Source organism: Pirellulales bacterium, from assembly GCA_036267355.1.
Classification (GTDB): Bacteria; Planctomycetota; Planctomycetia; order Pirellulales; family DATAWG01; genus DATAWG01.
The window spans coordinates 1-23,953 of record DATAWG010000059.1; the positions used below are offsets into that span (position 1 = coordinate 1).

Sequence of the window (23,953 nt, forward strand, 5' to 3'; positions counted from 1 at the left end):
CACGCCAGGCGCGGCGTAAGGCATAGGCCCGGTCGATCCGATGCAGCACCGCCCGAGGGAACCGGGCCGCGCCCCGCGAGGCCGTTTCCAACAGCGTCTCGCACCGGCGTTGCAAGTGAGCCAAGCATTGTTGATGGGCGGACTTGCCCAAACCGTTCGCTCCCGCCAAGCAGAAGACACCGTCTGGAAACTCGACCTCAATCCGCGGTTTAAGCGAATAAAGTGAGAAGTTCGACAAGACTGCCTTGCGGATGCGTGGGAAACGAAATTTTGCTGCCGAAATATTCGCGATCATTTTCTTCGCGGAATCCTCCGCCCGCCCGCATTCGCAAAGAAAATGGCGCCGGACCGCATCGGTCGCCCGCTAAGGTATGCGGGTTAGGACGGGGTGGGCTGCTTTCGTCGGGTGACAAACCGGCATTTGCTGGAATGCCGCGCTGATAAGGTTAGCAGAGGCTCCGTGATCGGTAAAGCTAGGTCCGGCAAGCGTGAATAGCCGGTGCCCGAGTCCGTTTCGTTGATTCAACCGCGTCTACGGCGCACCGGTGGGATGTATCATTTCGCTACCAGCTCGGCGAAGCTTTCGCGCGCTGCGGCGAGGGCTTCGGGGAGTTTTTCGGGGTGGCGGCCGCCGGCTTGGGCCAGATCGGCGCGGCCGCCGCCGCGGCCGCCGACCACTTCCGCAGCCGCGCGGATCCATTGGCCGGCATTCACGCCCTGCGCTTCCAGCTCGCGGCTGATGCCTGCGACGAGCGTCACCTTTTCTTCGTCGCGGCTGCCCAATAAGACAGCCACGGGGCTGGCCTTCTTCCGCAGTTGGTCGATGATCTGCCGCATGCCTTGTGCGTCGGCGCCGGGCGCCTCGGCCACGACCACCGTGACGTCGCCGACATGCAGCGCCTCGGCCAAAAGCTTGTCGGGCGAGAATTCCGCGGCCCGCGGGCCGGCCGACAGGTGCTTTTTCAAATCGCGCACTTCTTTCACGAGCGCTGCCGCTCGCGCGGGCACATCCGACACGGGCACGCGCATCGCCGCGGCCGTTTCGGCAAGCGCGTGTTCGGCGGTGCGGAGCCGGCGGAGGGCTTCGCGGCCGGTGACGGCGGTGATTCGCCGCGTGCCGGCCGAAACGCTTTCTTCGCCGACGATGTGAAACAGCCCGACCTGCCCGGTGTTGTTCACATGCGTGCCGCCGCAAAGTTCTTTGCTGAACTCGCCCATCGACACCATCCGCACCACATCGGGATATTTTTCGCCGAAGAGCATCATTGCCCCGGCCTGCCGGGCTTCGGCGATCGGCAATGTTTTCCAACCGACCGGTTCGGCGGCCACGACTTTGTCGTTCACTTCGCTTTCGATCTGCTCGACCAATTCCGCGCCGACGGCCGAGGGATTGGCAAAGTCGAACCGCAGCCAATCATTATCGACTTTCGAGCCTTGCTGCAGTGCATGGCTGCCGAGATGCTTTTGCAAAGCGAAGTGCAAGAGGTGCGTGGCCGAATGGGCGCGGCGAATGCCGGCGCGGCGCGTGGTGTCGGTTTGCGCGACGGCTTTGTCGCCGAGTTCGAGGCGGCCGGAGCGGAGATGGCCGACGTGCAAGGTGAAGCCGTCTTCCTTTTGCGTGTCGATCACGTCGAAGTGGAATTTGGCGCCGCTGAGCGTGCCGATGTCGCCAACTTGTCCGCCGCTTTCGCCGTAGAATGGCGTGCGATCGAGGATCACCTTGAGCGGCTGTTCATGGCCGACCTCAGCGACCATTTCCACGAGTTGGTCTTGAGCCAGGATGCCGACGATCTTGGCCTCGGCCGAGGTCGTTTCGTAGCCGAGAAATTGCGTGCCGGCGCTCACTTTCTTGAGCGGATCGAGCGGACCGGTTTTGAAAAGTTCTTTCTTGCCGCCGACGCGAGAAACGTCGCCGTGCTCATCCATTGCCTGGCGGAAGCCTTTCCAATCGAAGGTCAGGTTGTGTTCGGCGGCGAGGGTTTCGAGCAACTCGGGCGGGAAGCCGTGCGTGGTGTAAAGCTCGGCGGCATCGCGGCCGGCGACCATGGCCCGGCCCGCCCGCTTCACTTCGCCGAAGAGCCGTTCGATGCGCTCGAGACCGGCGTCGATCTTGGACAGAAAATTCGCTTCCTCGCCTTGGATCACCTGCGAGACTCGATCGATCGTTTGGCTCAGTTCGGGATAGGGCCGGCGCATCATCTGGGCCACCACCGGCACGAGCCGAAACAGGAACGGCTGGCGGACGCCCATCTGATGCCCATCCAGCATGGCCCGGCGCAGCAGGCGGCGGACGACGTATTTCTGCTTGTCCGGCCCCGGATACACTTCTTCATGCACGGCGAACGTGCAAGCGCGAATATGGTCGGTGATGCGGCGCAGGCGGCGGCCGTTTTCGTCCGACGGATCGTATTTCAGCCCGCAAACTTCCGCGGCCGCTTCGACGATCGGACGGAGGATATCGATGTGGTAATTCGTGTCGACGCCTTGGAGCGTGGCAGCGGTGCGCTCCAGTCCCATGCCGGTGTCGATATTCTTGCTCGGCAAGGGGCGGAGGTTATTGGGCGGATCGCCGACGCGGTTGAACTGCGTGAACACAAGGTTCCAGATCTCCACTTCGCCGCCGGTGGGCGGATGGTAGAAGATTTCGCTGCACGGGCCGCAAACGCCGTCGGGCCCTTGGCTGGGGGCGCTCGCGGGCCAGAAATTATCGGCCTCGCCAAACCGCTGGATCCGGTCCGCCGCCAGCTTGATTTCCTCGTTCCAAATGCCGTAGGCCTCATCGTCGTCGAGATAGACCGAAACGGTCAGCCGGTCGGCGGGCAGGCCGAGCCATTTCGGGCTGGTGAGAAATTCCCAGCCCCAGTGAATCGCTTCGCGTTTGAAATAGTCGCCGAAGCTGAAATTGCCGAGCATTTCGAAGAACGTATGGTGGTAGGCCGTCCGGCCGACGTTGTCGATATCGCCGGTGCGGAGGCATTTTTGGCAGGTAGTGGCGCGGGTGAAATCGAGTTTGCAGCGGCCCAGGAAGTGGTCTTTGAACTGGTTCATCCCGGCCGGGGTGAAGAGCACCGAAGGATCCCACCGCGGCACCAGAACGTCGCTGGGTCGGCGGGTGCAGCCTTTGGACTCGAAAAACGCCAGATACTTTTCGCGTAGCTCGTCGGTTTGCATAAACTACTGGTACGGTTGAGGAAAGGTCGCGCGGCAACAGTGGCCCATGATAGCCGTTTGGTTTCAGAGCGACTAGCCGACGTGCGCGCGGCGGCGCGGCGGCAAGACCAGCGGTCAGACGTAAATCGTCAAACGGGAAAACCGCGGATCACACCGATGACATGGATGACGAAGAAGTTGTTCGCGGCGCCTTCGCTAAGCGACCACTACAAACGCGGGTGAACGAAGCGTTCAACCCCCGTCTTCTTCAGCCACGTAATCCGTGTGATCGGTGGTTCCTCCTCCTTGTGGTGCTAGCACTTCGGCGGGGGGAATACTGCCGTTGACCGCCCTTGCCGTCCTCCTATAATCCCCGCCCAATTCAGGCTTGGGATTCTAGTCACTCGGATTGCGCAAACATTTCAGATTATATGTGGCTTAGGGTCTATAACGGCCGAAGAAATCTTTAGACCAAACGCGGCTGCATTCGCTCGACCGTCTAGGCGGCCGAACCACAGGAGGTGTGTTCGGCGAGGCGAATGCGGACCGGTGAACGGACTCACTTCAAACCACTCGCCGAATCATTCGGGCCCAGGGAAGGGACATGGCGATCGCGACCGCGGTTGCCGCCATTTCGCTCGGCGAAACCAAGGATTTTCTGCCATGCGCACTTCGACAGCCCGCATTGCCGCGGTTGCGTTCGGCCTGTTGGCCATCGTCGGTTGCAAGTCTTCCGGCGACACTTCCTCTTCCGGAGCTGCCGGTCCCAGCGTGAGCAACAACTCATGGTGGAACAAGAGCAGCTCGAGCACAGCCAATGCGACGCCGGCCCCGGCCGTTTCGCCGCCGGCCGTCTCGGGCAGTCCGACGCTGCCATCGTCAACCGCGACCCCCGGCTATCCGGCCGCCAATCCGTATGCCGGCGGCAGCCCGACTCCGGCCGCGGGCTATCCGCCGGCGTCGTATCCGACGGCGGGCTACCCACAACAAGGCCCCCAGTCAGGTTACCCACCGTCCAGCTATCCGCAATCCGGTTACCCGCAATCGAGCTATCCGCAATCGAGCTATCCGCAATCGGGCTACCCGCAATCGGCGTATCCTGCGGGCGGAGCAGCAACGCCAGCCGCTTATCCATCGGCCGGTTATCCGACCACACCGGCGAGCTACCCGGCCGCGCAAGCGCCGGCATCCGGCCCGATTTATGGCAACACGGGCGCTCCGGCTGCCGCGTCGCCGCCGGGCTACGGCACCAGCAGTTGGAATAATTCGACGACGCCGGGGGCCGCCACGCCGACCTCGTACAATGGTCCGGCGTCGACCGCTTATCCGAGCACCGGCTATCCGACAACGTCGTATGGCGCGGCCGCCGCCCCGGCTGCTGGCAACAATGTGCAGGCACAGAACGGCTACTACGGCGGTTCGCCGTCCGGCGCTGCCGCGGCCAGCAACACTTCGCCCAGCACTACTGGCGGTGGATCGGCATATACAGGCAGCTCATACGCCAGCGGTTCCAATAGCGGTAGTCTCTACACCGGCAGCCCTGCGGCCCCCAGCTCCGCGCCCGTTAGCGCCGGCAGCTCCTACACGGGCAGCGCCTACGGCAGCAGCACGGCCAACTCGGCATATTCCGGTTCGAGCCAATCGACCGGGCCGGCCGCAACAACCGGCAGCACGCCCCCCACTTCCTCATATGGCAGCGCGTATCCCGGCGCGTCGAGCAGCGGTTCGACGGCCCCTAGCAGCTATTCGTCCGGATCGAGCGTGCCGAGCGTGGCCAGTGTGCCCAGCAGCACGACCTACGGCGGCACTCCGGCAACCGCGGCTCCGGCCTCGGCGAGCAACTGGTCGTCGGCCGGAAACGCGGGTTCGAGCAGCCCGACGAGCTCGGTCGCCCCCGCTTCTTACTCCAGCCCTAGTCCCAACTCGAGCAGCTATAGCAGCCCCGCCAGCGGCGCTTCGCCAGATGGCGGCTACCGCCCGGCCGGCACAGGCGACTACAGCGCGAGCAGCCAATCGCCGCCGCCGGCCGCCAGCCCGAGCTTGCCGCCGCCGTCTAGCTACAGCAGCGGCAGCCCGTCGATCGCCGCGGGCGGAGCGGTTTCCGTCGGAGCGGGCGGAAGCATGTATGGCCGTTAATTGCGGCCGATCGGTTTCCAAAAATTCGAAATCTGGCAATAGCCCAAGACTCGCCATCTTGGGCTTTTTGCATTCGAGCCCGCAGCGCCAGTAAGGAAACAGAAATTGCTACCGCGCCGGAGGCCGTCATTCGCCATGTGAAGCCGTGCTCTTTACTCTCATGCTAGAGCGGCGGGCTCCTTGCGTGTCCTTCTCACAGCCTCACAGCCTATTAATAATAAAAAACCCCGTCCGCCATTGCTCGCCGCAGATCGCGGCAAGCCGTGGAGGACGGGGTGGGTGTATTTCTGACGCCGAGGTTTGGCGATCGAAACAATGCGCTGCCTGCAACGGTCTTACTTGCTACCCTTGTCCGTGCCGCCGCTGGGCGTGGCGGTGTTGCTGCTGGGCGTGGCCGTGTTGCTGCCCGAAGCTGCGGGAGCGGGCGTTTCCGTCGAGGCCGGCGTAGCAGGAGCCGATGAGGCTCCCGTCTTCGTCGTTGACGGCTCGCTGGCTCCGGCCGGATTGCTGGTGCGGCCCTTGTCGAGCGAAGCAAGCAATTCTTGGGCATCCTGACGGTGGATGAAGAACCCGCGGCTCTCGGTCGCAACCTTGAGCGATTGGATGGCTTCGTCCGTTTTGCCGTGGTATTGGAACAGCTTGGCACGGTAGTACCAGATGTCGGGGCTGGCGTTGACGCTCGTGTTGATCACGGCCTGTGTGACCTGATCCGCTTCCGGGATCCGGTTCAGCAGGTAGAAGGCCCAGCCCAGCGTCGAAGCGGCTTCGATGGCGCGAGCCGGGTCTCGCCGCTGGCCTTCGCCTTGGGCGACAGCCTGATTGTTGATGGCGATTTCCAAGCCGCGTTGCTTCTTGTCAGCATCGTTTTGTTCGACGAGCACCTGGGCCAACTGATTGCTGGCGGTGAAGTTCGACGGGGTTTCCATATACACATCTTCGAGATTCTTCTCCGCGGTCGCCGAATCCCCCTTCATCCGAGCGGCGACACCCATGTAGTACTTCGCTTCCAGGGCTCGCTTCGACTTCGGATCCGCGTTGTAGGCGCGTTGCGCGTAGCTGAACGCATCGTTGGCCTGATTCGTGTCGAGGGCCCAGCGGGCCGCGGCCAACAGCGTGGCTTCGTTCGACTCGCGAGCGGCCGCATCGGTCGGATCGGTGGGCAGGTGCGACACGGCACGCGTGATGAATGACTTTGCCCGTTCATGATTCTTGGCGTCTTCATAGAGAACGGCCAAGGCGATGTCGGGGGAAACCGAACGCGGATCGTCGGCCACCGCGAATTCGAATTGCTTGTAGGCCTCTTTGGGCCCGTTTTCCGGATCGGCGTGGAAGAGCACGCGGCCGAGGCGATCATGTGCGGCGGCGCCCAGCGTGTTCGGTTGCGCCGCGGGCACCTTCGTCGGATTCGGATCGACGACTTTCAACCAGTTTTCGATATCCGTTTTGGCCGTATCCCATTGCTCGCGGCTTTCGGCGACGGCGGCCAAACCGGCATACGCCCGTCCCTTGAAATCACTGGCCCGCTTTTGGTTTTCCTTGAAATTTTCCGACAACTGCAGGGCCTTGTTGAACAGCAGTTCGGACGCCGCGATTTGGCGATCGGAAAAGGCCATGTCGGCCAAAACCAGGTAGGCTTCCGGATCGGTCGGGTTGTTCTTGATGCATTCTTCCAATGCAGCGCGGGTCTGGGCGCCTTGGTTGGCCATCAGCCACATTTGGGCCAGCATCATGTCGGCCGGCGGGAGCATCGGGTTATCTTTCTTGGCGAGCATCAGTTGGCCAAGAGCGCCCTTCGGATCGCGGTGCATGAAGCGCGTGATGGCTTCGCCGATGGTGTCTTTATATTTGTCGCTATCGGAGTCGGAAACGGCCTTGCCGATCAACGATTTCACAGTGATTTGGGCCTGTGCATGGCTGCTGGCCATCATGCCGACCACTCCTGCCGCCACCGCCAGAAATCCCCAGCGGATGGCTCCGCGCCGCCAAGTTGCTAGCGGCGCCTTCGGGCGCGCGCCGTTTGTTTGTGCTCCACCCCGCGACGAAATACTCATGTTCAGAACCCTCTCTCGGAATACGAAGACGTGAAATGGGAAGTGCGAAAAGAACCGCCCGGCCGGTGGTCACCGCAAACGAACCGCTGCGATGCTGCGTGCTGCGAAACCAAACACTGCGAAACTGGATACTGCGAAATTGGATACTGGGAAACTGAACACTGCGAAATTGAATACAGCGTGAGGCGAAGACCGCGCCCCAGCGGCGACTCCAGCATGGGAGATTTCATCGACGTGACCGTCCGCAGCTACATTTATGTATGCCATGACCTAACCGATTACACAAGTAGTATAGGGCAAAAAGATAAAGTCGTTGCCGCAGCTTGTGGAAACGCACCCTCCTACAAACCGCACAATCGGCTTAATCCGCGGGAATTCCGAGCCTGAATAGGCTCGCCTCAATCCCTTCGCCGCCGCCCGCGGTGAGCGCCGCTTGGCCCGACCACGGCATTTGCTGCTTCAATCCCCCAACGCCGCAGCAACCAATTTTGCCAATCGCGGGCAACCGCAATAGGGCCGCAAGTTCGCCCCCCCCAGCCAGGTCGCTTATTACCAATACGATCGTCCTTGCCGGATCGCCCGAAGTTTTTCAGACTTTTTTCGCATTTTTGCCGGCGGGGCAAATCGCCGTTGCACGAAATGGTCGGCGCGGCGATGATACGCCCCCCAAAAACGCCCCGGCCGCCAAAGGATTTGGCGCCGCACGACCGCATGGAGCGCAATCATGTCGCCGCGACTGAATTCCTACCCGATCGTTTTGTCTTCCACCGCGCCGCATCGCGCCGCTTCGGCCCTCGCGATGCTCTCTGTCGCCGCGCTGCTAACCGCATTGGCGATCTCGGCTACGGGCTGCGGTTCGCACGGTGCCCCGGCGCTGCCCGCTGCTAGCATTTCGGCCGGAGAAGGATCCCCCGAATCGATCGCGCCGGGCGGTGCGACGAATGCATCGAACCCAGACCGATTACATCCGATCGTGCAATTTCATACGAGCCTCGGCGACATCACCGTCAAGCTCGACGCCGAACACGCACCGATCACGGTCGATAATTTCCTCGCCTATCTCGACCGCGGACAATACGACAACACGCTCTTCCATCAAGTCGTGCCCGGCGTGGTGATCCTCGGCGGCGGCTACGATGCGTTTGGCAAGGAGAAGCCGACCGGACCGCCGATTCGCAATGAAGCTCACAATGGGCTGAAGAACCGCCGCGGAACGATCGCCATGGCCCGCCGCCCCGATTCGGTCGACAGTTCGACTTGCCAATTCTTCATCAATCTGGCCGACAATCCGGCGCTCGACAATAAAGAAGCCCCGACGAAGGTCGTCGATTTTCGCAACGTGCGCGGGCAGCCGCGCGAGTTCAAGGCCCCCGACGCTTCTCTCTACGGCTATTGCGTGTTCGGCGAGGTGGTGTCGGGCATGGAGGTGGTCGACCAAATCGGCACGACCCCGCTGCACGACACCGACAAGTTCACCTCGACGCCAGTCAATCCTGTGCGCATCCAGTGGGTTCATTTGGTGCGGTGAAGAGATTGGCCGGTAAGCCAAAGCGCGGCTTCGTTTCTGCTGGTCGCCGCGCGGCACGGGATGTGCAACTTCTTGCGGCGGTCGCCGGCGAGTGGCCTTGTTCTGGTTCGTGGCTCGAACGCTATAATCTGGCCACGCTGGCGCGCACCCGCGCGCGAATCGTTCTACCGTTCGTCAGGCGGCTTATCAGAAGGGCTGAGATGGTGCAGGATATGGATGCCGGCCGACGCCGCGTCGCGATCGAAGGGATTTCGCCGCAGGTCGACGGCGGCCGCTGGCCGGTCAAACGGATTCAAAACGACACGGTCGTCGTCGAGGCGAATGTTTTCGCAGACGGACACGACGAAGTTCGCGCGGTGTTGCTCTTGCGCCATGAACACGACGAGCATTGGTCGCAGCTTCCCTTCGAACCGCTCGGTAACGATCGTTGGCGGACAAGCTTCGTCGTCGAACAGCTCGGCACCTACCGATACACGGTTTGCGGCTGGATCGATCGCTTTTCAACCTGGCGGCACGATTTCGAAAAGCGCGTCGCCGCGGGGAGCGACGTGTTGGTAGATCTCGCGATCGGCGCTCGCCTCGTTGAAGAGACAGCCGACCGCGCCGGGCCCGGCGCGGATGGAGTCCGGCTGACGGCGCTGGCGGCCATTCTGGACGGCTCGCATGACGCTGCCGCGCGATCGCGTTTGGCGGTCGATGCCGAGTTGCTCGAGTTGATGGAAAAATATCCCGACCTTGAGTTGTCGACCACCTACGAGCCGGAATTGCGGCTCTCGGTCGAGCGGCCCTTGGCCGGCTTCAGCGCTTGGTATGAAATGTTTCCCCGCTCGGCGAGCGCCGTTCCCGGGCGGCATGGAACCTTTGCCGATTGCGAGGCGCGGCTGCCGTATGTCGCGCAAATGGGCTTCGATATCTTGTATCTGCCGCCGATCCATCCGATCGGGATGGCCTTTCGCAAGGGAAAAAACAACGCCACCACGGCGCAGCCCGGCGATTTCGGCAGCCCTTGGGCCATCGGGGGGGCCGACGGCGGACACAAAGCCTGCCATCGCGAACTGGGCACGATCAAGGATTTCCGCCGCTTGTTGGCCGCCGCCAAAACCCATGGCATCGAGATCGCCCTCGACCTTGCCTACCAGTGTTCGCCCGACCATCCCTACGCGGCCGAGCATCCGGAGTGGTTTCTGCGGCGGCCCGACGGCACGATCCAATACGCCGAGAATCCGCCGAAGAAGTATCAAGACATCTATCCATTCTATTTCGAGACGAGCGCCTGGCGGCCATTGTGGGAGGAGTTGAAAAGCGTCGTAACGTTTTGGATCGGCGAAGGGGTGCGCGTTTTCCGCGTCGACAATCCGCATACCAAGCCGTTCGCGTTTTGGGAATGGTTGATCGGCGACATCCGGCGGCAATATCCCGACGTGATTTTTCTCGCCGAGGCGTTTACCCGGCCGAAAATCATGTATCGACTGGCGAAGCTGGGCTTCACGCAGTCGTACACTTATTTCTCCTGGCGCAACACGCGGCAAGAACTGGCCGAGTATTTTCAGGAACTGACGCAGCCGGAGCTTCGCAACATTTTTCGTCCCAATCTGTGGCCTAACACCCCGGACATACTTCCGGAATATTTGCAGACCGGCGGGCGCGGCGCGTTCGTGACGCGCCTCATTCTTGCCGCCACGCTGGGCGCCAACTACGGCATTTACGGCCCAGCGTTCGAACTCTGCGAATCGCAGCCGATGCGCGCCGGCAGCGAGGAATATCTCAACTCGGAGAAATATGAATTGCGCTCTTGGCCCCTCGATCGGCCCGACAGCCTGCGGGAATTGATCGGACGCGTGAATCGCATCCGTCGCGGGAATCCGGCCTTGCAGCGCGATGCGAATATCGAATTTCATCCCGTCGACAACGCGGCCCAACAATTGCTCTGCTATAGCAAGCGGACCGATGATTTCAGCAATCGCATCGTCGTGGTTGCGAATCTCGATCCGCGCGTCGCACAGGCCGGCATGGTGCATTTGCAGTTGGATCGGCTGGGGATTCCCGGCGACCAGCCCTATCTGATGCACGATTTGCTAAGCGACAAGAGCTATGGATGGCGTGGAAGCGACGGCTATGTCGAGCTGGCGCCGGACAAAGTTGCGGCGCATGTTTTTCAGGTCCGCCGTTGGCTGCGCAGCGAAGGTGGTGTCGAGGTGTTCGAGCCATGACACGCGAAATCCTTGATCCGGCGTTCAAGATCAGCCTGCGGCAATGGCTGACGTCGCGGCGATGGTTTGCCGGCAAGGCGCGGGCGATCGTGCGCATCGATCCCGCCGATACGTTGCCGCTTCCGCTTCCCGGCGCTGGGCTGATGCTGATCCGCGTCGAATACACGTTCGGACCTGGGGAGCTGTATCAATTGATGTATGTATGGCGCCGGGGGGAAGCGGCCGACCGCCTGGCGGCCGAGCATCCCGAAGCTGTGGTGCATCGAGTCGAGCAGGGGGCCGGCGAGCCGACGTCGCTTTTGGCCGAGGCGCTGGCCGACCGGGATTTTTCCGCGGGACTTCTGGAACTCATGTCGGGAAACCGGAAATCCACCGGCCCCGCCGAGCTGCCGCCCGTGATCCGTGGTTTGGGTCGGCCGGCTGGGATGATTGCCGCTGCGTCGGTGCCGGAATTGAGCGAGGTGATGAAGGCCGGAACGGCTAACCTCGCTCCCACGCCGCTTTCCGCCGATCAAAGCAATAGTTGCGTCGTCTTCGGCCGCGAACTGTTTTTGAAGCTGTTTCGCAAGCTCGTGCCGGGCGTGAATCCTGAACTGGAAATCGGCCGGTTCCTTGCCGCGAGCGGTTCGTTCTCCCACACGCCGGCACTATGCGGCTCGTTGGAATATAAGTCGACGCAATCCGAAAGCGAACCGCTCACGCTAGGCCTGTTGCAACGTTTCACGCCCGGCAAATCGGCTTGGCAAACGACGCTAGATCAGTTGGCCGTGTATTTCGGTCGCATCGCGCAGTTGTTGCCCGAGGATCGCCCCAGTGCAAACAACACATTCGAGCCGACGCACGAACAGGCAGCGGCGAGTGAAAAGGGCCTGGAAAACGTCTCGCCATGGAAAATGGCCGGCCGACGGCCGATCGTGGCCGCCGAACCTCTGGTGGGCGACGAGCTTCGCAAAATGGCGCTGCTCGGCCGTCGCACTGCCGAACTGCATTTGGCGCTGGCTTCCGACACCGAGCAAGCCCGCTTCGTGCCCGAGCCATTTACGGAAAAACAACAACAGTCCCTGCGCTGGTCGATGCGCGACCTCGCCTCGCGGACATGCGAACTGCTGCGCCAACGGTTGCCGCAAGTGCCGGCCGACGTTCAGCCGGCGGCTCGACAGGTGCTCTCCCAAGAGGCACGGTTGCTGGCCCGGTTCGATGAGATCGTCGTCGAACCCATCGACGGGAAGCGGATTCGCTGCCACGGAGATTATCATCTCGGCCAAGTGCTCGATCTGGGCGACGATTTCATGATTATCGACTTCGAGGGGGAACCGGCGCGCTCGTTGGAAGAACGGCGTGCCAAGCGATCGCCGCTATTCGACGTGGCCGGCATGATTCGGTCATTGCACTACGCGTCGTCGCAAGGTCTGTTCCAGCAATTGCGATCGAACGAACAACCAGCGATGGAACCAAATGCGCTGCGCGAAGCAGCCGCGTGTTGGTATCGCTGGTCGCTCTCGGCATTCCTGGGCGCATACCGCTCCACGGCAGCGACCGGAAGCTTCTTGCCGCGCTCCGCGACGATCTGCGATCGGGTGCTCGGATTGTTCGTGCTGGAAAAAGCGGTTTATGAGTTGGCCTACGAGCTAAACAATCGCCCCGATTGGGTCGAAGTGCCGCTTTCCGGCTTGCTCGAATTGCTCGGCCCGTCTCGATAGGGGCCCGCAAGCAAGGAAGGCAATCGAAGGTAGGGTCTGCGAAATTGCGTATTTTGTGCAATACGCCTCGCGGACTTCTTTTCTCACCACCGGATCGACGAAAGTGTTTTTATCGTAGTAGGCAACACTCCGTGTGCCGTCGGCGCCCCGCGGCGGATTGCGCACGGAGCAGGGCAGGCGGCACACGGAGTGTGCCTGCTACGTTGGTCGCGGCTCCGCCGCACGGGTGCGAAAAGCGGACGTTTTCGGCCGAGCCTTAGAAGAAACCGCCGCCGGGGGGCTGGATGTTTTGTTGCTGCATCCGGGCGGTGAGCATCTGGCGGAACAGGTTGAACTGCGCCCGATCTTCGGGCGGAATGTCGGACAACATGCTCTGTAGGTGCTGCACGCGCTGCGAGTCGGACGCGCTGCCCCAAGGGCCGTGCGGCGGCGGCGACGCATTCCCGCTTTGCGCTGTCGAATTCGCGGCTCCGCTGTTGGCCGGCGGCGGGCCGCCGAACATCTGTCCGGCCTTGCGGGCCGCTTCCATCAACTGGATGCCCGCGATGATCTTGTCCAACTCGGCCAATTGGTCTTCGTGCGACATGGCAAAGAACTTTTGCATTCGGCCACGAAACATTTGCGGGCCTTTGCGCCGCACTTCGGCCTTGAGATCGTCCGGCAGGGCCTCGACTTTGTCGTGCATTTGGCGAAACAGCGGGCCGCCATCCTTCATGGGATTGTTGAGTTTGGCGATGTCGCCCTGCAGGGCATAAATCTCTTGCAGCCGCGGATCGACACCCGGATGGAAATGAATCCAAGCCCAGGCGGCTCCGCCCGCCAGAAGAATCATCAGCGCTCCGACCAGAATCGCCCAACGCCGCCGATGATTGACCTCCGGAGTGGCGGGTCCGTCGGCGGCCACGCCGTCTGCCGTGGATTCCTGCAAACGGCGGCGCTGGCGAAGATTCAGGTTGGTTTGGTCATCGCTCATCCGATTCACCCATCCTTGCGTTCGGGAATGGCGTTTACTAGACGGAGCGAAGAGGGGGCAGCCTTACCGCGGACCCATGCCTTGCTGTTGCCGCACGGCATTCATCATCTGCCGCATCAGGCCGAACTGAGCCCGTTGTTCCGGCGGATGGTTGGCGAGCCGCTGCTCTTGATGTTGAGCCCGCTGCTCGTCGTTGCGACCGCCGCGGCCACGGCCGCCGTTGTTATTGCTGTTGCCATTGCTTGTGCCGGTATTCGCATTGCTCCCGTTGGCGGCGGCTTCGAGTTCGCGTTGGGCCTGATCTTCCTCGCGCTGCTTTTGACGGGCAACCATGCGCTCCAAGTCGGCGAGCTGGTCGGCCGACGATTTCGCCAGGAAGGCCGAGGCCCGGGAAAAGCCCCAATCTTCGCGGGTCATCCGGCGCTCGCCGTAAGGAAGTCGATCGTTGACGTTTTCAAACTGGTCGCGGAGCATATCGCGGATATCTTGGGGCATGTCGGAGCCTGCGTCGGCCATCAGGGCTTGCAGATCGTCGAGTTCTTTCAAGCGGGGATCGGGTCTGAAGTAGACCATGCCCAGGGCCGTGCCGACGCCGAAGGCGAGCAGCAGGATCAAGATCGCCACGGTCCGCGAAATTTCCCCGCTCCAGGACCGCTGTTGCTCGTCGGAAGGGGAGGCCGATCCCTGCATGCGGCGGCGCTGTTTGAGCGTGAGATTCGTCTGCGCGTCGTTCATGGCGATCCCCCCGAGATTTCTATTGCGAGTTGTTGGCGATTCCGTCGTCGACATGGCCATCGGCGTAGAGGTAATTCATGGCCACGCCGCTTCCCGAAGAACCGTGGAAATTATCGATATCATAGAGCCAAAGAATCAGCGAACTGCTCATTTGGCTTGCGGTGCCGCCGCGGCGCTGCGACACGCCCCCACGATTTCGCGGCACGCCTTGGAAACCAAGAATATGCAGGTTCGCATCCACGATCGGGTTCCAGTAGCTCGTGGGCCCGTCGTAGCTGGTGCCCGTGGTTTGGAAATACGGATTCGGCACCGTCACCGTGTTCGTATTGCCCGACGATGGATCGGTGTAGGTGTAGCTGCCGCCATTGTCGTCCGGGCACTGAAACACCGGCATCATGGCCAATTGCGCCAGAGCATTCGGTTGGTTCTGCGTGATCTGCGGTTCGGGGGGCCCTTCGCAATACGGCGCGAGGGCCATGGCAATATTCGGCGGATAGTAGGTTATCCCGTCGACCCATTTATACAGCACGAGCCCTGGACCATGCTGCTGTCCTGGCGGAACCGGCGGCGGCCCGGCGTTCCAATCCGCAGGATAGTGGGCGAATTGATCCAGATATTGCGTGTAGGCGAGGCCAAGCTGCTTAAGATTCGACTGGCATTGCTTGACCCGCGCGGCTTCCCGGGCCGATTGCACTGCCGGCAATAGCATGGCGATCAGAACGCCGATGATCGCGATCACGACCAATAGCTCGACCAACGTGAAACCTGGTCGGGCGATCTCCCCGCCGCAACCGTGCGTTGCGAAAAGCGGCAATCTCTCACGCTGAGCCTTGCCACGATTGAGTTTACGACGATTTTCAAACATCCGCGCACGTGTCCCTACCGACGAATTGATTGGGGGCACCAAATTCCCCATTTAATTAAACCCACGAAGAGGCCTCCGGTTTCGCAAATTTTTCAGGCAGGAAATCGAAATGCGAGTCTCGCCGGCTTCTTTTCTTGCCGCCGAGTCGCCGAGACGACTAAGCCGAGTCCAAGGGGCATCTGTTTCACCGCCTATCTCAGAGGGTTTTGCTCCGTTCATTTGGATGCTTTCCGACCCTCGCCGTGTTCTCCGCGCCACGAACACACGAATTCTTTGTAAGGATCGACGAAAGTGTTTTATTGTAGCAGGCACACTCCCGTGTGCCATCCGCGCTTCGCGGTGGCTTGCGCACCCGAGCGGGGCCGACGGCACATAGAGTGTGCCTGATACGTTGAGTGCGGCCGAAGGCCGCGTGAGCCGCCATGCCCAAAAACGGCAAGCGAGCAGCGGCGCTAAATCGCGAAATCGAGCGGCATCGCGGCGCTTGCGCCTTCGTCGATCTCTAGCCGCACCAGCGAGCGGATGACCTCGCCCATCGTTTGCGGCCGGCGGAGCGGTTCCTTGGCGATCATCTCACCAATCAGCTTGGCCAACGGCGACGGTACGTCGGGCCGCACCGACCGCAATTGCCGCGGCCGATTTTGGCGGTGCAATTCCAATAGCTCGGCCAGCTCTCGGGCCGCGAACGGCGGCTCGCCGGCAAGCATTTCGTAGAGCACCGCGCCGAGGCTGTAAATGTCGCTGCGCTGATCGTTGCGCAAGGTCGAACTAATCTGCTCGGGGGCGAGATAACTGGGCGTTCCCATCAGCGGTGTGTCGAGCGCCGGGCCGCTATCGCTCATCGGCCGGACAAAGCTCAAATCCAACAGCGTCGCGTGGCCCGTGGGAGCCAACTGAATATTGCTGGGCTTCACGTCGCCGTGTAAGAATCCCTGGCGGTGCAACGCATCAAGGGCTTCGGCCGTCTGGCGAGCAATCCAGAGGGCTCGCAACACGTCTAGCGTGCCGTCGCGGGCGAGCACTGCCGCGAGCGTCTCGCCGGCCAACCGCGGCATGACGACGAAATACGGCGACTCCTGTACGTGGGCCACGAGGATCGCCACCAGATGCGGATTCGCGACCGACCGTCCGACGAGCGCCTCGCGGCGCATCAGGGCGATCGCTTCCGGCCGGTCGTGCCAGCGCGGGCGGAGCATTTTCAGCGCATACGGCGCCGGGCGGCCTGCCGTGCTTCCCACCGGTTGGGCGGCGAACACCCGTGCCAGCGTTCCCTCGCCCAACACGCCTTCCAGCCGCCACGAACCGGCCTCGGTCGGTATTGGCTCGGCCGAGGAAGCGCGCAATTCGGCCGCTGGATGCGGCACCCACGAGCGCACAGCGGCAGCGCGGAGCAGTTTGAGGGATTCGGTGGTTTGGGTCATGCGTGCGGGCGCAAGCGACCCGCTTACAGCGCCGAGAGTAGTTCCGCGGCGCGTGCGGCAGGGTCTTGAAGAACTGGGTCTATCGATTGCATCGGTCGCACGAGGGTCAAGGCTTGAGAATAGGCTGTGAGGCTTGAGACTGTGAGGCTTGAGGTACGAAGACGACGGCAGACGCTCCGCGTCATCAGGCCGCATTCCGGGCCCCCATGTAAATAGGACGCAAAGCGTTCGTCACGCCGTCGCCGCTCGCTTCTTGCTCCCTGCTGTCGTGGAGCTTAGAATCGCGTTTTCGCGCTGTTCGAAGCGCGATGCGGGGATATCGCTGAAAAGAAATCTGCTCTCGAGAGGAGTTCTACCATGGGCCGAATCACGGCTCGTTCGATCGTTTTACTGCCGGAATTTTTGCTGCTTGCCGCCGCTTGCTCGATCGCCCTGATCGCTGGCGGATGCAACGAATCGCCCGCTACCAACGGTAAGAAGCGGATCGTCCTCTTGATCAACACGCCGTCGTCGTATTGGGAAACCGGCCGCAAGGGGATGGAGCTGGCCGCGAAGGATTTAAAGCTGGCCGACGCCGGATATGAGGCCGTGTTCGCAACGAACGATCAAAAGGAGCAGGGCCAAATCGACGTGCTGCGGCAGTTGAGCACGCAACACGATATCGTCGGCATCGCGATCTCACCGGTGAAGGCCGATAATCTGGCCATCGTCGAGGAGATGCGAAAGCTTCGGAAAAAAGGCGTGCATGTCATTTGCATGGACGGCGACGTCGACCGGGCGAAATATCGCGATGCCCGAGAGGCCTACATCGGCACTGACAACTTCCGGGCCGGCGAAGTTCTCGGCGATGCAGCCAAGCATTTGCTCGACGATCGCAAAGCGGCGAAGGGTGGCTATGTCGATTTCGTCGGATTTCGCACCGCGCAAAACGCCATCGACCGAATGGACGGCATCAAGAAAACACTCGGCGGCTCGTATCCAGAGCTCGACCGGATGGAAGACGGGACCGATTTGTCGGTCGCCAAAGGCAACGTCCGCAAGGCGTTCGAAAATCATCCTGACCTGCAGGCTCTCGTTGGAATCTGGTCGTACAACGCGCCGCTGATCGGCGACGTCGTCGGGCGCGAACATGCCGACCGCCGCAGCTCGCTGACAGTCGCCACCTTCGACTGCGAAGCCGGCGCGATCGAGCAAATGGGCAAGGGAAACATCGACGTCATGGTCGTGCAGAATCCCTACGATATTTGCTACCAATCCGTGCGGCTGCTCGAGGCGTTGGCAAAAGACGACACGGCCACGGTCAAGAAGATGTTGCCCGATCAAGGCAAGGAGGGGGGCGACATCTACAACACGGATATCCGCGTCGTCGTGCCCAACGATAAGTCGCCGCTGACGGCCAATCTGTTTAGCCAATATGGCCCGACCGTCCAATTCTTCACGTTGCCGAAATTCAAGGATTGGCTCAACGAGCGCGGCCTGACCGGATCATGAGTTCACGATTGCCCGGACGACTCGGCCGGCTGCCGATCCGCTTCCACGAGTTGGCCCTCTTGATCGCCATCGTAGTGGTGGTGATCCTGACCAACTGGCTCGACTCGAATCATTCCTATTGGAACGATCCCGGCGAGAGCGTCAGGAATATCGCGCGGGAAACGGCGATGCTCGGCATCTTTTCGCTGGGCGCCGCGGTGGTGATCATCGTCGGCGGAATCGACCTGTCGGCCGGATCGATGATCGCGTTCAGCGGCACGATTTGCGGAACGCTGATGGTGCTGATGGCGCCAAAGGAGATGGCCAACACCGCGCCTTTGAGCACCCACGTCATCGTGCTGGCGATCGTGGGCACGCTGTTCGTCGGTTTTCTCGTCGGAACGCTGCACGCTTGGCTGATCGCAATCCTGAAGCTGCCGCCGTTCATCGTGACGCTGGGCACGCTGGTCGGCCTGCGAAGCTTGGCGCGCGTGATCTGCGCGCAAGTGACCGACACGATGCTCCACGCCCGCAACAATCAGATCGTGATTACCGACGAACGCTTTCGCCATTTAGCGGTTCAAGTCCGCAATCCGATCATTATTTTTCTCGTGCTCGCGGTGGCCCTTTCGGTGCTGCTTAGCCGCACGGTAGTCGGGCGGCATATCTACGCCCTCGGCGGCAACGAACAAGCGGCCAAGCTGAGCGGCATCCGCACCGAGCGCGTGAAATGGCTCGCCTATTGCATCGGCTCAATGACTGCCGCGATCGCGGGAATCCTATACATTGGCGACCAAGCCGTGGTGTCGCCCGCCAATCTCGGCGTGAGCTATGAGCTCAACGCGATCGCGGCCGCGGTGGTCGGCGGTTGCAGCCTGGTGGGCGGAGCGGGCACGATCTTGGGAACCGTGCTCGGAGTGCTCTTTCTTCAGGTCGTGATCTACGGCGTCGGGATGGTCATCCACGAGGATGCCGATATGTATCAGGGACTGGTTGTCGGATTGGTGCTGGTCTGCACGTCGGCGTTCAGCCAATTCCGGCAAGTTGCCGCGCCAAATCAGCGCGTGTTTCCCGGCCCGATCGGCGCGTTCGCGGTGCTGGCGCTGGCGCTGTTGGCCGGCACTCTGACATCGTTGTTTGCGAATCAGACGGCGGCCATATCGACGACGTTGGGCACTTTGGCGGTCCTCGCCGCCCTAAAAATCTGGGAGGGAAGGCAGGGACAAGGCGCGCGGGGCGAGCAGAACTGTCGTTAGCGGCAAGGCGCTAGCCGCCGGTTTTTTGGGTCGCCGCGCCGCATTCGACCGGCGGCTAGCGCCTTGCCGCTAACCAATCACACCTTGCAACTGACACGATGGCTGCCGACATCATCATCTCGATCGATCGCATCACGAAGCGGTTTCCCGGCGTGGTCGCTTTGTCGGATGTGTCGTTCGATATTCGCCGCGGCGAGGTCCACGCCATCGTCGGCGAAAACGGGGCCGGCAAAAGCACGCTGATGAAAATCATCTCGGGCGTGATTCCCGAGTTCGAAGGCCAGTTGCGGCTCCACGGCCAGCCGGTGCGATTCACCGGCACCCGCGATGCCGAACGGGCCGGCGTGAGCATCATTCATCAAGAACTGAATCTCGTCGAACAGCTTTCCTCCGCCGCGAATATCTTCCTGGGCCGCGAACGCCACAATCGGCTCGGCCTGCTCGATGATCGCGGCATGGAGCGGTCGGCCGCCGGGCTGCTCGAACAGCTCGAATGCCAGATCTCGGCCAGCGAGCCGGTCGGTTCGCTCCGCGTCGGCGATCAGCAGTTGATCGAAATCGCCAAGGCGCTGTCGCTCGAATCGGAAATCCTGATCATGGATGAGCCGACCAGCGCGCTGACGGAAACAGAAACTGCCCGGCTGTTTCGCATCATGCGGCGGCTCCGCGAGCGCGGCGTGACGATCCTCTACATCTCGCACAAGATGGACGAGGTGTTTGCATTGGCGGACCGAATCACCATCTTGCGTGATGGGCAGCATGTGCGCACGGTGGATCGGGCCGCGATTTCGCCCCGCGACGTTACGCATCTGATGGTCGGCCGCGAGATCCAGGAAACGCATCTCGGCGAGGGACGGCAGCCGGGCCCGCCGGTGCTGGAAGTGCGAAAGCTCTCGCTCCCCTGGCCCGGCCATGCCCGCGGCTGGCGGCTCAAAAATATTTCGTTCACGCTCCGCCGCGGCGAGATTCTCGGCTTCGCGGGCCTGATGGGGGCCGGGCGCACCGAGCTTTTGGAATGCATCTTCGGCTCGGCTGCGGCAACGCCGTCGGGCGAAATATTGCTCGACGGCCGACCCGTGAAATTCCGCCATCCGGCGGAAGCATGCCAAGCCGGCATCGCGCTGGTGACGGAAGATCGCAAGCGGCTGGGAATTTTTCCGCAGATGAATGTCGGCGAGAACATCACGATTTGCACGCTCCGCGACGCCGCGGCGGCCGGCATCGTCAGCCGTGGCCGCGAGCGGCAGATCGCCGCCGGCTCGATCGCTGAATTGAATGTGAAAACGGCCGGCCTCGATTCCGCGATCACCAGCTTGAGCGGCGGCAATCAGCAGAAATGCATCATCGGCCGCTGGCTCCTGGCCCGGCCGAAAGTGCTGTTGCTCGACGATCCGACGCGCGGCATCGACGTCGGCGCCAAGGCGGAGCTGTATCGGCTCGCCGATCGATTGTGCCGCGACGGCCTGGGCATCATCGTCACCTCGAGCGAATTGCCCGAACTGCTAACACTTTGCGACCGCATTTTGGTGCTCTGCGAAGGCCGGATCACGGCCGAATTCACCCGCGCCGAAGCCACCGAGCAGCGCATCATGGAAGCCGCCACGCAGCGCGAACACTCGTCCTTGTAGCCAGCGTGCCGGAGCCCCGCACGATAGCCCGCAGCGCAAGCAAGCCGGTGCGTCGGGCCGTCCCTCGCTAACGCTTCGGGCTAATGCGCCGATTGCAGCCCGAAGCGTTAGCCTGGGACGCCCCGCTTGCGGCCAGCCACCTCGTCCGTCAGCGTGCGTTCCGCCGCGTCTCGGCCAGAATCGGCTCGAGTTCTTCGACAAAATCGCGCACGTCTTTGAATTCTCGATACACGCTCGCAAAGCGGACGAATGCCACCTGATCGAGCTTGCGGAGATACTGCATCACCAGTTCGCCGAGATAGCGGGTTTCGACTTCCGAATCGAATTTGTCGTAGACGTCGGTCTCGACCGCGGTGACGACCGCTTCGATCTGGTCGTCGCTGACCGGGCGTTTCCAACAGGCTTTGGTCAAGCCCTGCTTGAGCTTCTCGCGATCGAACGGCACCCGGCCGCCGTCTTTCTTGATCACTTTGACCGATGGTTCTTCGATTCGTTCGTAGGTGGTGAACCGCCGCTTGCAGCCCAAGCATTCGCGCCGCCGCCGGATGGCAAAGCTATCTTGGCTGGCCCGCGAGTCGATCACGCGATCGTTGTCGATTCGACAAAAAGGACATTGCATGGTTCAACTATACACGACGCGGCGAGCGGGGGGAACGCGCGCAATCGGCCGGCCGTGCTAGCAGACCAAGATCGCTGTTGATGGTTTTGTCGATCGGCGTCGGCACGACGTGCCCGTCGTTCGGCTCGGACGCCTCGCGGTGAATCGTTCCTTCAACGACAAGGACTTGGCGGCCAACTAATCTTGGCGGCCGGTCGCCGGTGTTTGCTCGCGGCGGCCGAAGTAGGCGGGGTGGCGTTACTGTTCGACGCTAAGAATGAGCAGTCGGCGAAGTGGTACGAGTCGTTCGGTGCGGTGCGAGTCGCCGATACACCGTTTACGTTGCTGTTGCCCCTGACGACATTGGAAAAGGCGCTGGGTTCGTTGGAAAGACGATAGGACTGAAGATAAGGCCTAGAAGATACGGCCTACGAAGAGTTAGGTCGTCATGCCCTTAGCGGCGGGGGCGGACGGTGGGATTGCGCCGTTGTCGGATTTTGGCGTTGCAGGACGTTCCTCGACAGGGCCCGGGAGCGGTTTGTCGCTGCCGAGTTGCGGCTTGTTGGTCGATCGCTGTTGGGGCGACACGATCACCGTCGAACCAATTGAAGATGGCGCGGACGATTGAATTCGGTAGGTCGGCTGTGTGCGGAAAGGCAACCCGTTCGACGGAATCACATACGACGGCGACGTGAACTGTGGCATCTGGTTGGACGAAATCGGAGCCGGCATCAGCGACGTTGTCGGCAGCGAAGTTGACGGCAGCGAACCGGTCGGCAGCGACATTAGTGGAATGGAGCCGGATGGCGCCCCTGCGGCCGGGCCCGGCAGCGGCGGATCGATCGTCGGCGAGAGCGTCGTCGTCGGAGCGGGCATCAGGCCGCTGGCGCAGCCGCACGGTTCGACCGGGATCTTTAGCACGACCATTCGCGGCACGCGGCACGTGTAGGTCACCGGCACCCGCTTTTCGATCACCTGCGGCACCTGCACCGTTTCTTGCACGGCCACCATCCGGCACTGCTGCACCGGTATCTGCTCGACGTGTTCCTCGGTCACCAGCCGGCATGTGACCACCGGCACCTTGCGAACCTGCTCTTCGGTCACCATCCGGCACACTTGGACCGGCACTTTTTGGTCGACATGCTCGACCACCGCCTTGCAGACCGTAATTGGCACCCGGCGCTCTTGCGTTTCGACAACCATCCGGCAGACCTGCACCGGCACCTTCTGCACCACCTCTTGATCCACGTAGCGGCACGTTTGCACCGGCACCTTGCGCGTCATCACCTTCTGCACATACGAAGTGGTCGCCACCTGCTGGGCCACGATATTCGGCTGCCAACTGCGGGCGACCTCGGCACGCGACGGGCCCGGCACCTGCTCCCAATACAGGCCGGCCCGATGCGGCGTCGGCAAACCCGTCGCCGGATCGACGCCGCAGCCCCCCGACTCCCACCGTAGCCGCCACCTCGGCCGCCCCGGCACGCACACGGGCGTCTCGACAACGCAGCCCTGATCGACATAGCGGGTCGTGTAGTTGACCACCGGCTGGCAAACCGTGTAGCACTCGTCGCGCTCCGAAGTCTCGATGATCGGCCGGCGAACCAGGTAGCGATTCTCGCGCTCCTGCGTTTCCATCACGGGCCGGGCGACCTGATACTGTTGCACCTGTTCGACGATCTCGGTCACATTCCGCACACGGTCGTAGCTGGCATCGCGCATTTGGGTTTCGAAGATTGGCCGCTGTACGGTGTAGTGCTCTTCGCGCTCGGCGGTTTCTTGCACGGGCCGGCTGACGGTGAACCGCCGCTCGTGCATCTGCGTCTCATAGACCGGGCGATAGGTGGTGATCACCTCGGGCCGGCAAACCGTTTCCTGCTCGATGCGGTAGGCGGTGTGCTGCACTTCATCGAAGACGGTCTTATATTCGATGCGATACTCCTGGCAGCACGATGCGCCGCGCTGGGCCAGACAGGCGGTGGCCGAAAACCAACCGCAGATGATCGCAATGCAAAAGGCAATGTTCGATTTCATTGGATTCCTCAATCCGCCGGGACACAAGCCGCAACACTAGCCCGAAGCGTTAGCGAGGACGCGCCGCGTTGGCGGGTTCCACCTCGCGGACACTTGAGGCCCGGCCATTTCTCAAAATACGGGGACCGAAGCGAAAAGTCGCGCGGAGGATGCACCATCTGTCACAAATCCCTCGCCAACGCTTCAGGCTAATATGTG

General features: G+C 62.0%; 16 protein-coding genes. 7 read left to right on the forward strand and 9 right to left on the reverse strand.

All coding sequences use genetic code 11. From position 1 onward, the window contains the following. Together VHX65_09410 and alaS are read right to left on the reverse strand one after the other, a co-directional pair. A partial coding sequence (locus tag VHX65_09410; protein ID HEX3998753.1) for a hypothetical protein occupies positions 1–295 on the reverse strand: 295 nt, incomplete at its 3' end. Positions 296–555: 260 nt separating this feature from the next. After that, positions 556–3,171, reverse strand: a complete 2,616-nt coding sequence (gene alaS / locus VHX65_09415; protein ID HEX3998754.1) for an alanine--tRNA ligase — start codon at positions 3,169–3,171, stop codon at positions 556–558. A gap of 642 nt (positions 3,172–3,813) precedes the next feature. Between alaS and VHX65_09420 the strand changes: the two genes are divergently transcribed. After that, complete coding sequence (locus VHX65_09420) at positions 3,814–5,286, forward strand: hypothetical protein (protein ID HEX3998755.1); 1,473 nt, start codon at positions 3,814–3,816, stop codon at positions 5,284–5,286. A 335-nt stretch (positions 5,287–5,621) separates the two neighbouring features. On the opposite strand, the gene VHX65_09425 is transcribed toward VHX65_09420, so the two are convergent. Next, entirely contained in the window at positions 5,622–7,337 is a 1,716-nt protein-coding gene (locus tag VHX65_09425) for a hypothetical protein (protein HEX3998756.1), read from the reverse strand. Between the two features lie 724 nt (positions 7,338–8,061). Here VHX65_09425 and VHX65_09430 point away from each other — a divergent pair. The 3 genes from VHX65_09430 (at position 8,062) to VHX65_09440 (ending at position 12,775) form a co-directional block, all read left to right on the forward strand. After that, positions 8,062–8,865, forward strand: coding sequence for a peptidylprolyl isomerase (locus tag VHX65_09430; GenBank protein HEX3998757.1), 804 nt, complete (start codon positions 8,062–8,064; stop codon positions 8,863–8,865). A 212-nt stretch (positions 8,866–9,077) separates the two neighbouring features. Then, positions 9,078–11,075, forward strand: a complete 1,998-nt coding sequence (locus VHX65_09435; GenBank protein HEX3998758.1) for an alpha-1,4-glucan--maltose-1-phosphate maltosyltransferase — start codon at positions 9,078–9,080, stop codon at positions 11,073–11,075. Next, entirely contained in the window at positions 11,072–12,775 is a 1,704-nt protein-coding gene (locus VHX65_09440) for a putative maltokinase (GenBank protein ID HEX3998759.1), read from the forward strand. The genes VHX65_09435 and VHX65_09440 overlap by 4 nt, the downstream gene beginning before the upstream one ends. 256 nt (positions 12,776–13,031) lie before the next feature. Here VHX65_09440 and VHX65_09445 read toward each other — a convergent pair whose 3' ends face one another. The 4 genes from VHX65_09445 to VHX65_09460 form a co-directional block, all read right to left on the reverse strand. Further along, the gene (locus VHX65_09445) at positions 13,032–13,748 is read right to left on the reverse strand and encodes a hypothetical protein (GenBank protein ID HEX3998760.1); all 717 of its coding nucleotides are present in this window, start codon (positions 13,746–13,748) and stop codon (positions 13,032–13,034) included. Between the two features lie 63 nt (positions 13,749–13,811). Further along, positions 13,812–14,483 (reverse strand): hypothetical protein, encoded by a 672-nt coding sequence (locus VHX65_09450; GenBank protein ID HEX3998761.1) that lies wholly within the window; start codon positions 14,481–14,483, stop codon positions 13,812–13,814. Positions 14,484–14,502: 19 nt separating this feature from the next. Continuing rightward, a complete protein-coding gene (locus VHX65_09455; protein ID HEX3998762.1) occupies positions 14,503–15,261 on the reverse strand; it encodes a DUF1559 domain-containing protein in 759 nt (252 codons plus the stop codon). Positions 15,262–15,800: 539 nt separating this feature from the next. Then, complete coding sequence (locus tag VHX65_09460) at positions 15,801–16,769, reverse strand: serine/threonine-protein kinase (GenBank protein HEX3998763.1); 969 nt, start codon at positions 16,767–16,769, stop codon at positions 15,801–15,803. A 357-nt stretch (positions 16,770–17,126) separates the two neighbouring features. Between VHX65_09460 and VHX65_09465 the strand changes: the two genes are divergently transcribed. From VHX65_09465 to VHX65_09475, 3 genes are all read left to right on the forward strand, one after another. After that, the gene (locus tag VHX65_09465; GenBank protein HEX3998764.1) at positions 17,127–18,260 is read left to right on the forward strand and encodes a substrate-binding domain-containing protein; all 1,134 of its coding nucleotides are present in this window, start codon (positions 17,127–17,129) and stop codon (positions 18,258–18,260) included. Next, on the forward strand, positions 18,257–19,495 hold the full coding sequence (locus tag VHX65_09470) for an ABC transporter permease (GenBank protein HEX3998765.1): 1,239 nt from the start codon (positions 18,257–18,259) through the stop codon (positions 19,493–19,495). Before VHX65_09465 ends, VHX65_09470 begins: the two co-directional genes overlap by 4 nt. Positions 19,496–19,593: 98 nt before the next feature. Beyond that, positions 19,594–21,123, forward strand: a complete 1,530-nt coding sequence (locus VHX65_09475; GenBank protein ID HEX3998766.1) for a sugar ABC transporter ATP-binding protein — start codon at positions 19,594–19,596, stop codon at positions 21,121–21,123. Between the two features lie 148 nt (positions 21,124–21,271). Here the strand turns inward: VHX65_09475 and nrdR are convergent, their stop codons facing one another. Continuing rightward, a complete protein-coding gene (gene nrdR / locus VHX65_09480; GenBank protein ID HEX3998767.1) occupies positions 21,272–21,742 on the reverse strand; it encodes a transcriptional regulator NrdR in 471 nt (156 codons plus the stop codon). 417 nt (positions 21,743–22,159) lie between these two features. Further along, complete coding sequence (locus VHX65_09485; protein ID HEX3998768.1) at positions 22,160–23,755, reverse strand: hypothetical protein; 1,596 nt, start codon at positions 23,753–23,755, stop codon at positions 22,160–22,162. Between the last annotated feature and the right edge of the window lie 198 nt (positions 23,756–23,953).